The sequence below is a fragment of the Mycobacterium sp. NGS16 genome (assembly GCF_059813225.1).
In genome coordinates this window covers 715,465-729,355 of sequence record NZ_JCALEE010000001.1, presented here as the reverse complement: position 1 = coordinate 729,355, position 13,891 = coordinate 715,465, and the positions used below count along the sequence as shown (strand labels likewise).

16 protein-coding genes are annotated in these 13,891 nt (G+C 68.7%); 4 read left to right on the top strand and 12 right to left on the bottom strand.

The window, feature by feature from the left end; genetic code table 11:
• The first annotated feature begins 179 nt into the window (after positions 1-179).
• Positions 180-614, top strand: a complete 435-nt coding sequence (locus AC5Y4Q_RS03570) for an STAS domain-containing protein (RefSeq protein ID WP_185746539.1) — start codon at positions 180-182, stop codon at positions 612-614.
• Here the strand turns inward: AC5Y4Q_RS03570 and AC5Y4Q_RS03565 are convergent.
• The 3 genes from AC5Y4Q_RS03565 to AC5Y4Q_RS03555 all read right to left on the bottom strand — a co-directional run bounded on the left by AC5Y4Q_RS03565 (position 611) and on the right by AC5Y4Q_RS03555 (position 3,871).
• On the bottom strand, positions 611-1,933 hold the full coding sequence (locus tag AC5Y4Q_RS03565) for an MFS transporter (protein WP_064921809.1): 1,323 nt from the start codon (positions 1,931-1,933) through the stop codon (positions 611-613). The genes AC5Y4Q_RS03570 and AC5Y4Q_RS03565 overlap by 4 nt on opposite strands.
• Before the next feature lie 71 nt (positions 1,934-2,004).
• A complete protein-coding gene (locus AC5Y4Q_RS03560) occupies positions 2,005-3,159 on the bottom strand; it encodes an alpha-hydroxy-acid oxidizing protein (RefSeq protein ID WP_064921810.1) in 1,155 nt (384 codons plus the stop codon).
• A gap of 4 nt (positions 3,160-3,163) precedes the next feature.
• On the bottom strand, positions 3,164-3,871 hold the full coding sequence (locus AC5Y4Q_RS03555; protein ID WP_082952616.1) for a cutinase family protein: 708 nt from the start codon (positions 3,869-3,871) through the stop codon (positions 3,164-3,166).
• 199 nt (positions 3,872-4,070) lie between these two features.
• Here AC5Y4Q_RS03555 and AC5Y4Q_RS03550 point away from each other — a divergent pair, with 199 nt between their 5' ends.
• On the top strand, positions 4,071-5,012 hold the full coding sequence (locus AC5Y4Q_RS03550) for an esterase family protein (RefSeq protein ID WP_064921812.1): 942 nt from the start codon (positions 4,071-4,073) through the stop codon (positions 5,010-5,012).
• A 12-nt stretch (positions 5,013-5,024) separates the two neighbouring features.
• Here the strand turns inward: AC5Y4Q_RS03550 and AC5Y4Q_RS03545 are convergent, their stop codons facing one another.
• Genes AC5Y4Q_RS03545 through AC5Y4Q_RS03530 form a run of 4 tightly spaced genes read right to left on the bottom strand, consistent with a single transcriptional unit; the run spans position 5,025 to position 8,008 of the window.
• Positions 5,025-5,777, bottom strand: a complete 753-nt coding sequence (locus AC5Y4Q_RS03545; RefSeq protein WP_064921813.1) for an MBL fold metallo-hydrolase — start codon at positions 5,775-5,777, stop codon at positions 5,025-5,027.
• Between the two features lie 5 nt (positions 5,778-5,782).
• Positions 5,783-5,938, bottom strand: coding sequence for a hypothetical protein (locus AC5Y4Q_RS03540; RefSeq protein WP_165604335.1), 156 nt, complete (start codon positions 5,936-5,938; stop codon positions 5,783-5,785).
• Positions 5,935-6,498 (bottom strand): hemerythrin domain-containing protein, encoded by a 564-nt coding sequence (locus AC5Y4Q_RS03535; protein WP_064921814.1) that lies wholly within the window; start codon positions 6,496-6,498, stop codon positions 5,935-5,937. Before AC5Y4Q_RS03535 ends, AC5Y4Q_RS03540 begins: the two co-directional genes overlap by 4 nt.
• A gap of 49 nt (positions 6,499-6,547) precedes the next feature.
• Entirely contained in the window at positions 6,548-8,008 is a 1,461-nt protein-coding gene (locus AC5Y4Q_RS03530) for an aminotransferase class I/II-fold pyridoxal phosphate-dependent enzyme (protein ID WP_065019231.1), read from the bottom strand.
• 53 nt (positions 8,009-8,061) lie between these two features.
• On the opposite strand from AC5Y4Q_RS03530, the gene AC5Y4Q_RS03525 reads away from it, so the two are divergent.
• On the top strand, positions 8,062-10,389 hold the full coding sequence (locus AC5Y4Q_RS03525) for a molybdopterin oxidoreductase family protein (RefSeq protein WP_064923379.1): 2,328 nt from the start codon (positions 8,062-8,064) through the stop codon (positions 10,387-10,389).
• Positions 10,386-10,868 (top strand): hypothetical protein, encoded by a 483-nt coding sequence (locus tag AC5Y4Q_RS03520; RefSeq protein WP_064923377.1) that lies wholly within the window; start codon positions 10,386-10,388, stop codon positions 10,866-10,868. The genes AC5Y4Q_RS03525 and AC5Y4Q_RS03520 overlap by 4 nt, the downstream gene beginning before the upstream one ends.
• A 2-nt stretch (positions 10,869-10,870) precedes the next feature.
• Here the strand turns inward: AC5Y4Q_RS03520 and AC5Y4Q_RS03515 are convergent, their stop codons facing one another.
• The 5 genes from AC5Y4Q_RS03515 to AC5Y4Q_RS03495 form a co-directional block, all read right to left on the bottom strand.
• Positions 10,871-11,206 carry a hypothetical protein gene (locus AC5Y4Q_RS03515; protein WP_234786450.1) on the bottom strand — a complete coding sequence of 112 codons (336 nt, stop codon included), beginning with the start codon at positions 11,204-11,206 and terminating at the stop codon, positions 10,871-10,873.
• A gap of 11 nt (positions 11,207-11,217) precedes the next feature.
• Positions 11,218-11,787 (bottom strand): type 1 glutamine amidotransferase domain-containing protein, encoded by a 570-nt coding sequence (locus AC5Y4Q_RS03510; RefSeq protein WP_064923372.1) that lies wholly within the window; start codon positions 11,785-11,787, stop codon positions 11,218-11,220.
• 255 nt (positions 11,788-12,042) lie between these two features.
• A complete protein-coding gene (locus AC5Y4Q_RS03505; RefSeq protein ID WP_165604334.1) occupies positions 12,043-12,921 on the bottom strand; it encodes a Rieske (2Fe-2S) protein in 879 nt (292 codons plus the stop codon).
• Between the two features lie 26 nt (positions 12,922-12,947).
• Positions 12,948-13,484, bottom strand: coding sequence for a DUF1360 domain-containing protein (locus AC5Y4Q_RS03500; protein ID WP_064923401.1), 537 nt, complete (start codon positions 13,482-13,484; stop codon positions 12,948-12,950).
• Positions 13,485-13,487: 3 nt separating this feature from the next.
• A complete protein-coding gene (locus AC5Y4Q_RS03495; protein ID WP_064923370.1) occupies positions 13,488-13,823 on the bottom strand; it encodes a hemophore-related protein in 336 nt (111 codons plus the stop codon).
• Between the last annotated feature and the right edge of the window lie 68 nt (positions 13,824-13,891).

The window sequence follows — 13,891 nt, the reverse complement described above, 5'->3', positions numbered from 1 at the left end:
AACCGTTGCAAAGTGGTGCGGGCAGGCGTAGGTTCATTGACAGGTTGAGTTCCCAGCCACCCGGAAGACGCGTCAAGCCACGCAAGTCAGGGAGGCCCACTCCCTGCCTCTCATCCGTGAAGGTGTAACTCGCATCGACGCGATCCCACAGTACGAGTTTCGACTGATGGAGTGATCACATGTCCGCTTTGAAAGTCGCCGGGTCGGTGTTCCCGGCGCCGCGCATAGGGTCCGTCCCGTTATCCGATACCTGGGAGAGCCCCACCGCCCGGTGCGTCACCCGGTGGGGACGTTCCGGCGCGGTGATCAGTCTGGACGGCGAACTCGACGCCTCCAACGCCGACGAGCTGGCCGGCTACGTGCAGCGTTGCGCGGGCTACTGCGAATGGCTGGTTCTCGACCTGAATGACCTGGAATTCATTGGCACCGCCGGTTTTTCGGTGCTGAAGGCGATAACGTCCCGCTGCGCCGACGCCATGGTGTACTGCACGACGGTGCCGGGGCCCGCGGTAACCCGACTATTGCGGATCTGCGACCCCACCAACGCTTTGCCGACGACGTCGTCGGTGGCCGACGCGCTCGCCGGCGTGCAAGGATTCCGGCCGGTGAGCTAAGCCTCGCGCCCCTCGACCAGCTCGCGGGCCCGCGCTTCACTCTCCACCGCGGGCCCCGAGCCGGGCAGGCGCCTGCCCGCCACCTCCGGGGTGTAGACCAGTGCCAGTGCGCCGATCGCGCCGGCTGCGATCAGCAGGTAGGCAGGCGCTAGCGGGTTGTCGGTGCTGGAGACCAGTGCCTCGGCGATCAGCGGAGTAGTGCCGCCGAACGCCGACACCGACAGGTTGAAGCCGATGGCCAGGGCACCGTAGCGGACCTCGGTGAGAAACAGCGCCGGCAAGGTGGCCGGCAAAGTGGCATCGAGGCACAGCAGCATCGTCCCGATCAGCAGCACCCCGAGAAACGCCCCGGGATAGCTGCCGGCGGAGCCGATGAGGGCGAACGCGGGCACCGACAAGACCACCAACATGGCGCACCCCAGCCACAGCACCGGCTTGACCCCGATGTGGTCGGACAATCGCGCGACCGGCACCACGGCGGCCATCATCACCAGCAGGGTCAGCACGATGAGCAGCAGCCCGGTGGGGTGCGGAACCCGCGCGGTGGTCTGCAGATAGGTGGGCAGGTAACCGGTGAGCAGGTAATCGGTGACGTTGTAGGTCAGTACCAGGGCGATGCAGAGCGCCAGCGGCCGCCAGCGCCGGGTGGTGCGGCGCAGCTGCGCCAGCGCCGAGTCGTCGTCGCCGGGACCTGCCCCGTGGTGCTGGTAGGCCGAGGATTCCTCCAGCCGCAGCCGCAGATACAAAGCAGCCAGCCCCAGCGGAGCGCTGAGCAGCAACGGGATTCGCCATCCCCAACTGAGCATGGCTTCATCGGGCAGCCAGTTCTGCAGCCCGGTCACCAGCGCACCGGCCACAACATAGCCGGCCTGGGAACTCAGCGGCAGGAATCCGGCCATCATGCCCCGCTTGTTGTCCGGGGCTTGTTCGCCGATATAGACCATCGCGCCGACGTATTCGCCGCCTGCGGAGAAGCCCTGCACCATCCGCGTCACGATGAGCAGGATCGGCGCGGCGACCCCGATGGCCCGATAGCCGGGCAGCAGCCCGGTGGCGGTGGTGCCGGCTGTCATCAGGATCAGCGTGGTGACCAGCACCCGCTTGCGCCCGATCCGGTCGCCGAGTGGCCCGAAAACCAATCCACCGACCGGCCGCAACGCGAACGCGGCGGCCAGCGTGCCGAATACACCGATCAGGCTGGCCGCACCGGCACCCGGATAGAACACCCGCGCGATCGTGGTGGCGAGGTATCCGTAGACGCCGAAGTCGTACCACTCCATGAAGTTGCCGATGGCCGTGCCGCGGATGGAGCGCCGGATCGCCGCGGGATCGGCAACCCGGATCTGATCGCGCCGCCAGCGCCGGCGGCGGTGTCTGCGCCGGACCAGTGCTACCCCACCCGTCGTAGCGCTTCGGGCACCAGATCGCGCCGCGCCGGGTAGCCGTCGACCGCCATCAGCAGATCGGCTTCGGCCAGCAGGCAGCGCAGCACGTGCATCACGCCGTCGACGCCCCCGAGTGCCAGGCCGTAGGCGTAGGGGCGGCCGATGCCGACCGCGGTGGCGCCCAGCGCCAACGCCTTGATGATGTCGGCGCCACCGCGGATGCCGGAGTCGAACAGCACCGGTAGCCCGTCGGCCGCCTCCAGGACACCGGGCAGACAGTCCAGCGCCGGCAGGCCGTTGTTGGCTTGGCGCCCACCATGATTCGAGCAGTAGATGCCGTCTGCTCCGGCATCCTTGGCACGCCGCGCGTCGTCGGGATGGCAGATGCCTTTGAGGATCAACGGCAGTTCGGTCACCGACCGCAGCCAGTCCAGATCATCCCAGGTCACCGGGCCACCGAAGATCGGCAGCTTGTGTACCACCGCGTCGGTCGGATCCTCACCCGGCTCCAGTCCGGCCAGGAAGACCGGGTCGGTGGTGTAGTTGGCCAGGCAGCCGCTGGGCACTTGGGGGTAGTTGCCCGCGCTCAGGTCCCGGGGCCGCCAGCCGGTCACCCAGGTGTCCAGGGTGAGCACGATCGCCTTGAATCCGACCACCTCGGCGCGGTGCACCAGGCTGGCGGCCATCTCCCGGTCGGGCGGCGTGTAGAGCTGGAAGAACCCCGGGGTGTCGCCGCACGCCGGCGCCACGTCCTCCATCGGGTCACTGGACAAGGTGCCGGCCACAAAGGGGATGCCGGTGCGGGCCGCGGCCCGCGCGCAGGCCAGGTCGCCGTGGCCGTCCTGGGCGCAGACCCCGATGACGCCGATCGGCGCCATGAACACCGGAGCCGCCAATCGCACCCCGAACAGCTCGACGGACAGGTCTCGCTCGGTGGGCGCCACCAGCATCCGCGGGATCAGGCCCCAGTGCTCGAAGGCCCGGCAGTTGGCGCGCTGGGTGTGCTCGTCACCGGCGCCGCCGGCCACGTATCCCCAGACCGATGGCGGTAGCGCCGCAGCGGCTTTGGCTTCCAGATCGGCGAATGTGATCGGCAGGGCCGGGTTCTGCCCGGCAAGCCCACGACGGTAGATCTCGTCCTGGTAGCTGGCGAATGCCACCTGCTCACCGGTTCTGCAGCTGCTGCATGCGCCAGGCGACGAAGTTGGCCCCCTGTTCGACCATCGTCGCGTCGTCACCGGCGTAGCTGTCGTGCGCGGCGAAATTCAGCCCCTCGGAGCAGACCGCGTCCTCGGGCGCGCACACCAGCAACGTCTTGGTCTGGTACGACGGACCGATCGCGATAGCCGGCTCCTTGAGGAACTTCATCGCCCGCTCGTTGGGCATCGCGAACAGCACGACCGCAGCGACGTGGTCGGCGACGGCAGGGTCTAGCGGCTTGGGCACGGTGGCCGGGTCGATCCCGTCGGGCACCTGCGCCGAGGTGACGAAGCCCATCACCGCGGCGCCCTGCGAGTAACCGCTCAGCACCATCTTGGTTCGGGGGCAGTTGGTCGCCCGGGACAGCACGTGGGTAGCTGCGTCCCGAACGCCATCGACGCCGGTGTCCCATTGGTCGGTGGCCGGGTAGTCGACCGCGTAGACCGACAAGGGTTCAGGGGCAAGACGCGCACTGAGCGCGTTGACGAACGCCTGCCCGGTCGGTCCCACACCGGGCGGCTCACCGGTTCCCCGAGCGAACACCAACTCGGTATCGGGGCACGGTTGGGCATCGGCGGCGGGAACGCCGGGGGCGAAAAGCATTGCGGCACCGGCAGCGGAAGCCGCTATCGCCAGAGTGCCAAGGGAGTAGAGGTTGGGTGGTGCGGACATGTCGGACTAGGTGCCCGCCGCGGCCCCGGCTCAAACCGCGATTTCAATTTTTTTCCTACCCCATTTTTCGGCGCCGGTCTCTGGACAACGGTCCTCCACTTTGTTAAGACAAGAAGGCTAGGTGTCTGTCGACGTCTCCCCTCTCGCACACCCGGCCGACAGGCCGTGACTTTCGGGTCTGCGTGAAAGGGGAGAAACCATGCGGAAGCACACCGCGGGCCGGGTACGCCGGGCCGCCAACGTCATTGTCTCGGCCGGGATCCTGCCCGGAGTGATCGGACTGGCCGCTTCGCCCGCGCCCGCCGGCGCCGCGGGGCCGGAATTCCTGTCTGTGCCCTCGCCGGGCATGGGCCACAACATCACCGTGGAATTCCAGGGCGGCGGACCAGCGGCGGTCTACCTGCTCGACGGCCTGCGCGCCCGCGACGACCGAAGCGGCTGGGACATCGAAACGCCGGCGTTCAATGAGTACGCCGGTTCCGGGATGTCGGTGGTGGCACCGGTGGGCGGCCGCTCCAGCTTCTACACCGACTGGTACGGGTCGGCCAACGGCCAGACCTACAAGTGGGAGACGTTTCTGACCAGCGAGCTGCCCAACTTCCTCGCCGGCAAGGGCGTGCGCTCGACCCGCAACGCGGTGGTGGGCGTTTCGATGTCCGGATCCTCAGCGCTGATCCTGGCGGCCTACCATCCGCAGCAATTCGCTTATGCCGCGTCGCTTTCGGCGCTGCTGACTCCGTCCAGTGGCAACGGTCCGATGCTGATCGGCATGGCGATGAACGACGAGGGCGGCTTCCACCCGCAGGACATGTGGGGCCCGGACGGCAGTGAGGGATGGCAGCGCAACGACCCGACCGTCCAAGCCGGGCGACTGGCCGGCAACAACACCCGACTGTGGATCTACAGCGGCAACGGCACCCCCTCGGAGATCGGCGAAGGAAGCCTGCCCGGCCAGGTGATCGAGCAGGTCGTCACGCAGAGCAACATCGCCTTCCGCGACGCCTACACCGGCGCGGGCGGACACAACGCCACGTTCAACATCGACAGCAACGGGGTGCACAGCTGGGGCTACTGGAACGCCCAGCTGGTGGCGATGAAGCCGGACATGGCGAGCACCCTGGGCGCGGGCGGACGAGTCTGACCGGGGCGAACCTCAGGACGGCCCGGCCTGCAGCGCCGCCTGCGCGGCGGCCGCGATGCCGTCGTACCAGGGCTCGCCGTGGCCGGGCAGGACGGTTTTCGCGCCGGTGTCGGCGAGCGCGCTCAGCGACGCCAGCGCTTCGGTGCTGTCGGCCGTCGCGGCACCCGAGACGATCTGCGGACCCGCGACACCGGTGTAGGGGTCGAGGGTGACCAGCGCATCTCCGGAGATCAAGGTGTCGCGGTCGGCCAGGTGCAGACCGCAGTGGCCCAGCGTGTGCCCGGGACTGAACACCACCCGGGGCCGGCCGGGCACCTCGAGGGCGGTGTCGGCCGAGTAGCACATCGTGTCGGGGAGACCACGTACGACCAGAGCCCCGGCGGCGGCCATCTTCGCTTGGTAGGGAATCGATCTCGGGTAGCGCAGCGGATAAAGCACCCGGGCCTTCTCATGGGCGTATCGGTACGGGTGCGCGGCCAGATACTGGTCGGCGGCGTGCACCCACACCGGTACCTGCCAGCGTTTGCGGATCCGTCGAGCCGAGCCGACATGGTCGAAGTGCGCATGGGTCAGCACCACCGCCCGTACGTCGCCGACCGAACGCCCGAGTTGCGCCAACGCCGCCTCCAGGTGCCGGAAGGTCGCCGGCAGCCCGGTGTCGACCACGGTGATGCCGCTGTCGTCCTCGATGAAGTAGACGTTGACCGCCGCGTGTCCGAGCCGGTGGACGCCGTCGGCGACATTGCGTTCGAGTACACCGGCCATATCGATCAATACCAGTAGCGTCTGCCCGCAACCGGCCGCCCGACCGCCCCCAGCAGCCAGAACACCGCGCCGACGACCATCAGCACGATCCCGATCGCCCAGAGCAGATAGACGTCGAACACCAGTCCCAGGATCAGCAGAACCACCCCGAGCCCGATCATGAGTCGTACCCCAGGATCGCGTCGCGCGCCCGGTCCACCATCGAGGCGAACGGCCCGACGAAGGCGTTGGCCAGCGCGCTCTCGACTCCGGGGTGCGGCCTGGTCGGCGCGACCGCCTCGGCGAGCTTGACCGCCCGTTGCAGCAGCTGCAGTTCGGTGTCACCGAGTTCGGCGCGCAGCGCCGCGAATTCGTCGCGTTCTTCGTGGCCGGCGTGCTCGAGTACGTCATCGCGCAGTTCGCGCAGCTTCTCGGTGAAGAACTCCGAGTCGACGTCGACGTTCTCCAACTCGCTCAGCGCCGATTTGGCCTGCTTCTCCTCGGCCAGCCGCTGCTTGACCAGCTCGGCGCCATTGTCGAGTTCGCGGGCGGCCCGCGGATGCACGATCTCCTCTTCGGCGGTTTCGTGCACGGCCAGCAGGCGACGCAGCCGGACGAACGACTCGTCACGTTCATTGCCCGCGGCCCGCAGGGTCTCGTCGAACAGCGTCCGGATCCGCTCATGCTGGGCGGTGAGGAAATCGACCACGTCGACCGGGCTGTGCAAAGAGGTCTGTGCCATGGCTACCGGCTACCCCGCCCAGGCGGCGGCAAAACCCGCGCCAGAGCTGTCAGGCCACCACCCGGATGTGTTCCAGCGTCGAATCGGTGGCATCGGGCAACGCCATGCCAGCCGCCCGCCCGGATCGCAGATAATCGATGACGGCCGTGTTGAGGCGCTCGCCGGGCACTACGGCCGGCACCCCGGGCGGGTACGGCGTGATCTGCTCGGCGGCAATACGTCCGGCGGCCTGGGATGCGGCGACCATCTCGGTGTCACCGAAGAACGCGTCCCGGGGCAGCTGCACGGTCTCCAGTTGCAGCTCCTCGGGCGAGGGTAGCCGGATCGGGGTCGGCGGGTCGAAAGACCGTGCGGCGGCGCGCCATCCACTCAGCGCATCCACCAGCCGGTCGGCGGTGCTGTGATCGTCGGCGAACGACATGGTGGCCAGGATCCGTCGATGATCCGCCAAACCCACATCGATGCACCGCTGTTCGCGCAGCCAGTCCCGAGCTTGGTAGCCCGACGTTCCGGTCGCTGCGACGTCCACCAGCACCTGCAGCCGGTCCAAGTCGTGGGAGGCCTCCTCGCCCAGCAACACATCGTCGAGCACGTCGACGTCGGGCAGGTCGTCGATGCGACCGCGCACATCGTGCGCCAATTTCAGTGCAGCATCCAGCATTTCGTGTCCATGTTGCACCATCTGGCGGCGCCAGCCGTCCAGCGCCGCGTAGATCGGCACGCTGGGACTGGTGGTCATCAGCAGGTCGGCGCACGCGGTAAGCCGCTCCCGGTCGACGAGATCGCCCTGGATGTGATACACCGAGCCCTGCTCGAATCCGGCTCCCATCTTGTGCACGCTGACCACGCAGACATCGGCGCCGGCATCCATCGCCCAGGTGGGCAGATCCTCGTGGAAGGGCAGGTGCGCACCCCAGGCCTCGTCGACGATCAGCGGCTTACCGCGCTCGTGGCAGATCTTCGCGATGGCGGCCACGTCCGCGCAGGTGCCGTACGGCGACGGGCTGACGATCAGGGCGCCGGCGGCATCGGGATGCTCTTCCCAGGCACCGGCGACCCGTTCGGGTGACGGCGGATGGCTGAAATGCCGCGCGGCGTCCCAGCGCGGGGTGATCCAGCGCGGCTGGATACCGGAGAAGATCAGCCCGCCCACGATCGACTTGTGGCTGTCGCGGGGCAGCAGCAGCCCACCGCCGCTGCCGCCGGCCACCGCCATCATCGCCGCCCGAACGGAAAGCGAACTGCCGCACGTGGAGAAGAACGCCGTCTCGGCCCCCACCGCATCGGCCATCAGCTGCTCGGCGTCGGTCAGGGCCGCCCCGCGCGCCTCCCAGTCGTCCAGCCCGCCGCGCGCGAGGACGTCGGCGCGGAACAGGTCGGCACCCAGCACCTCGCGCACCGCCTCGTCGGCGCCACGGCCCTGGCGGTGCCCCGGCGGGCTGAAGCCGTAGCGGTCCTTGCGGTGGTAATCCGCCAGGGCCTCCAGAACAGGTGCTCGACTGTGATCCATATCCGCCATATCGGCTAGGCATACCCAGGGCAACCAGCGGGTAACCGGCGGTCATGACCGACCGGATCGCCGAGCCCTGGGGCGCGCGCACCCCGTACGCCGCCGGCCAGCCATGGCCCGACCGGGTCGACACCGAGCTCGCCGACGGTCTGGACGCCGACGAGGTGGACTGGGCCCAGTCCGCGGCGGTGCTGCACTCCAACGGCGACGGCATCGACATCGCCACCCACGACGGCCGGATCGTCGGAGTACGGGGCCGGCGCGTCGACCGGGTCAACCACGGCCGGGTGGACCCCAAAGACCTCTACGGCTGGCAGGCCAACAACTCCCCCGATCGGCTGACGGTACCGCTGGTGCGCGAGCGCGGCCGGCTGGTCGAATCCGACTGGGACACCGCGATGAATCGGATCGTGGCGACGACCCAGGCCCTGCTTCGCGACATCGGCCCGAGCGCGATCGGCTTCTACACCAGTGGCCAGCTGATGCTGGAGGAGTACTACACCCTCGGGGTGATCGCGCGCGGCGGACTGGGCACCAACCACGTCGACGGCAATACCCGGCTGTGTACCGCCACCGCCGAGTGGGCGCTGAAGGAGACCTTCGGTTGTGACGGCCAACCCGGCTCCTACACCGACGTCGACCACGCCGACGTCATCGCGCTGTACGGGCACAACGTGGCCGAGACCCAAACCGTGCTGTGGTCGCGGATGCTGGATCGGCTGGCCGGCGCCGACCCGCCACAGATCGTCTGCGTGGACCCACGCCAGACCCCGGTCGCCAAAGCCGCGACGGTGCACCTGGCACCGGTTCCCGGGACCAACCTGGCGTTGATGAACGGCCTGCTGCACGAGATGATCGCGCACGACTGGACCAACCGCGACTATATCGCCGCCCACACCGTCGGATACGAGCAGCTGGCGGCCTGTGTCGCGCAGTATCCGCCGGAGCGGGTGGCCACGATTTGCGATGTCCCGGTGCAGGATCTGCGACGCGCGGCGGAGATCCTCGGTCATGCCCAGCGCCTACTGTCCACCGTATTGCAGGGCTTCTACCAATCTCACCAGGCGACCGCGGCCGCGGTCCAGGTCAACAACCTCAACCTCATTCGCGGCATGCTGGGCCGGCCCGGCGCCGGCATTCTGCAGATGAACGGGCAGCCGACCGCGCAGAACACCCGGGAATGCGGCGCCAACGGGGACTTGCCGGGATTCCGCAACTGGGAAAACGATGCCCACGTCGCCGAGCTGGCCCGGCTGTGGAACGTCGAGGAGGCCAAGATTCCGCACTACTCGGAACCGACGCATGCCATGCAGATGCTGCGCTTCGCCGAGCAGGGCAGTCTGCGGATGCTCTGGGTCAGCGCCACCAACCCGGCGGTGTCGCTTCCGGAGTTGCACCGGATCCGGCGCATCCTCGGCCAGACCCGGCTATTTCTGGTCGTGCAGGACATCTTCCGCACCGAGACAGCCGAGCTCGCCGACGTGGTGTTGCCGGCCGCGGCGTGGGGCGAGAAGACCGGGACGTTCACCAATGCCGATCGCACGGTGCACCTCTCGGAGAAGGCCGTCGATCCGCCCGGGCAGGCCCGACCCGACCTCGATATTTTCTGCGATTACGCCGAGCGGATGGATTTTCGTGATCTCGACGGCGCCCCGCTGATCTCCTGGAAGGATCCCGAGTCGGCGTTTGCGGCCTGGCAGCGCTGCAGCGCCGGCCGCCCCTGCGATTACACCGGGTTGAGCTATGCGAAGCTGCGCGGCGGCAGCGGAATCCAATGGCCTTGTAACGCTGAGCATCCCGACGGCACCGAGCGTCTCTACACCGACGGCGAATTCTGGAGCAAACCCGACTACTGCGAAACCTACGGCAAGGATCTGATCACCGGCGGGGCGATCGAACCGACCCAATACCGGGCAGCCAACCCGGACGGCAAGGCGGTGCTGCGGGCCGCCGGCTACACCCCGCCGCATGAGCGGCCCGCCGACGACGAGTTGTGGCTGACGACCGGCCGTACGGTCTACCACTTCCACACCCGCACCAAAACCGGTCGCGCGCCGCAACTCAACGACGCCGCACCCGAGGTGTGGGTTCAGCTCGCGGCCGCCGATGCCGAACGCCGCGGGATCCGCGACGGCGATCCGGCCATCATCCGTTCGGCACGCGGTTGTGTGCAGGCCCGTGCGCGGGTGGGCGGCATCCGCGACGGCGTCGCATTCATGCCGTTTCACTACGGCTACTGGGACACCGACGGCGATGGTCATCACCGGGCGGCCAATGAACTCACGATCACCGACTGGGACCCGGTGTCCAAACAGCCACTGTTCAAGACGTCGGTGGTACGCATCAGCAAGGGTGTCGAGGCGGACGGGAGCGGCTGGTGAAGCTCGACCTGGCGCTACGGGAGCTGCACCGCTCGGAGATGTCGCTGGCCCGGCGGTTCCGCCGAGTCGGCGAGCGGCACAAGGCTGATCACGACGTCTTCCACCTGTGCGCCGATCTCGCCGGCTGGTCGGACGACCACGTCCGCCGGCTTGCGCAAGCCGGGCACAGTCACGGGTTGCGGCTGGCCGAATCGTCCCCACGGCCCGGGAGGGTGTTGTCGTCGTTGCGGGAGATGACCAGCGTGGTGCTCGGCCGGCGGCCCGAACCGGGTGTTCTGTTGCTGGCTGATCTGCGCAGCCTGTATCTGCACGCCGCCGCGGTCTCGGTCGACTGGGAACTCGTGGCTCAGGGCGCCCAGGCCGCCCGGGACAGCGGGCTGCTCGAGATGGCAGCGCAGTGCCACCCCGAGACGGTGCGGCAGATGGACTGGGCCAACACCATGCTCAAAGAGCTTGCGCCGCAAGTCCTGATGTCATGACACTAGCGCCGGAAGGCGATGACCAGAGCCAGCAGGTCGAGGGCCAGCAACACCCAACCAGCCAGCGGGACAAGGAAACCGCGTCGCCGCCCCGCCGTCACGAACGAGACCAGGATGGTCAGTGCGGCGATGACGGGCGCACCGTAATAGAGCACGCCGAAGACGACGCCGCTGGGCCCGAGGTCGGGACACTCGGCGGTGCTGCACGCGGCGGTGCTCATCACCGCTCCCGTCGCGAACACCATGACCAGCGCAGCCCCGGCGGCGGTCAACACCGCAGCCACCCAGTTGGCCCAGAACCGGGCGCGGCGGTTGTCGGACTGGACCGGTACCGGCATCGGCTCTCCGGTCACAGCGCCGCCTCCCGCGCCCGGAGCTCGTGCACCAACGCATCGCAGAAGGCGGGCAGGTCGTCGGGCTTGCGGCTCGACAGCAGGATCGACGGTCCGCAGTCACAGCGCACCAACTGCTCGTCGACCCACTCGGCGCCCGCGTTGATGATGTCGGTGCGCAGGCTCGGCCAGGACGTGATCCGCCGCCCGGCAAGGACTCCGGCCTCCACCAGGGTCCAGGGGCCATGGCAGATCACGGCGACCGGTTTGCCGGCGTCGAAGAATTCCCGCACGAACGCGACCGCGCGTTCGTTGGTGCGCAACTGGTCCGGGTTGGCCACCCCGCCCGGCAGCACCAGCGCGTCGAAGTCATCGGCGGAGACGTCGTCGACCACACGGTCCACGTCGAATTCGTCGCCACGGTCGAGGTGGTTGAACGCCTGAACCGGCCCGGCGGTCGTCGACACCAACACCGGGCATGCGCCGGCCTTGGCAACCGCGCGCCACGGCTCGGTCAACTCGACCTCCTCAACGCCTTCGGGCGCCACCAGAAACGCGACCCGGCGGCCCTCTTGCGATCCGGACATCGACCTCTCCTTTTCGTGACCTGTTCCGTACTACGGACACCTCCTCCCATACCCGATGGCCCACCCGCACAAACGGAGCCGAATGCCCGGTGTAGCCCGCCGCCACCGGGGGTATCCGGGCCGAATGAGATGGCAGGGCAGCGTGGCGGACTTCGGGTCGGCCGCTGTCACCGGCTTTCCTCACGCCAGCATCTCGATGCTGCGCGTCCTCGACTACCGGGTCGGTCTACCGTCCGGGCCGGCCCGGTCCACACTTCAGCGTCGGCGCCTGCGCACTTCGATCCGAGCGCCGGCGTCGCGGCATTGCAGAGCCGGCTGGGCACCGGTGGCGGGCCCGCGCAGCAGCGCCCCGTCGCGGATGTCGAAGCGTGAGCCGTGGCACGAGCAGGTCACCACGGTGCCGTCGAGTTTCCCCTCGCTCAGCAGGCAACCACGGTGCCCGCACCGGTCATGGATCGCGAAGACGAGTCCGTCGAGCCGGACCAGCAGCACCGGCGTCCCGTCGGCATCTGCCGAATGCAGTTGCCCGTCGGTCAATTCGGCGCTGTCGAGCACCGGTGTCCAGTCATCCGGCCCCGGATCGAACACGGTCTGATTGACCCCGACGCCACGCGAGTAGGCCAGATGGCCGCCGAGATAGCCGCCCAGACTCAGTGACGCGGCGCCACCGAGGCCGAGCAGTGCCGCGCGCAGCCGTCGGCCGCGCATCCGATTGACCAAGGATGCGCAGTACATCAGCAGCGCGCCGGAGTTGGCGGCGGCGTGCACCAGACCGACCCGGCGGGACGCCTCGTCGGACAGTTCGGTGTCTGCCCAGTCGCTGATACCGGTCAGCGCGGTCGGAACGAAGGCGGCGATACCCACCGTGGTCAGCCGGTTGGCCGCCGCGGCACCGGTCCGCGGCGCCAGCAGATCCAGGAGCAGGGCCGCCAGGAACGAACCGATGACCAGATCGGTCAGCGGGGGGTGTGCCGGGTGCCCCAGGCCGGTGCCGCTGATGACGTCCTTGAACGGGCCCTGCCCGGTCAGGCTGCGCACCCGGGCGGCGATCGTCTTCGCGGGAGTGTCCAGGATGACGGCCCGCTCCAGCGCTGTGGTCAGCCGCCGGTCGGCCGCGGTGGTGGTCGACATCATCGGCATCTCCGGGGCCTCCGCTTGCCTTACTGCTGGGTGAGCTGCTGGGCTTTCGCGTAAGCCAGCTGCAGGAAGTCGGCGCCGGCCAGCGCGGTGAAGGTGCCGGCGACCAGCCGGGTCAGCCGGGGAGCGAACACCAGGCCGGCGGCAAACGCGGTGACCGCCCACATGTCCGTGCAGAACGGGCACGTCAACAGCTCCCCCAGACTGTGGCGCAGCTGGCTGGAGTGGCGGGTCTCCTCCATCACCTCGGCGGGGCCGCCGGCGCCGGCATAGTGGGCGAACGGCGCCCGCAGCGGGCTGGTCACCGCGTCCTTGGTGAGCGTCCGGGACAGTTTGTGGGCGCCCACGGTCACCGTCAGCAGGTCGCCGGCCGCCCAGCGCTGCGGCAGACGGCGGCCGGTGGCCGCGGCGGCCACGGTTACCGCCGCGACCAACCCGCCGTAGACCAGCAACACCACCGCGTATCCCCCCAACGGCCGTGGGTTGTCGCCGCGGTACGCGTCGGCCTCCCGCTTGGCCGCATCCGCGATGGTGTTGCCGGACTCGGTCGATTGAGTCATCACTCAGAAGTTGTCACAGGTCTTGGCGATGGGGCCGACCAGGTTGACGAACTGCGCCGCTTCAGGCACGCCTTGGGCCTGTTGCAGCATCTGCTCACGCTGCGGAGGCGGCGAGGCCAGGAAGCTCTGCAGGAACGACTGCGCCATCGGTGTCGCGTTGAATTGCGCTGCGGCTTCCGGCGATTGCGCGTTCATCGCCGCCACCACCTGTGAGTAGCTGCACGTGGTACTGACCGCCGGATCCTGCGCCGGATCCGCAGCCGCGACCCCCACCGCCGACAGCGCCAGCGCCGCGCCACCGGCAGCGGCGGCCAGCCTGGTCAAAGACGTTGTGATCATTGATTTCTCCCCTTCGACTCATGTTCCGTCGGTGACGGTACCGACCTAGGCTTGCCGTTTTCGCACGA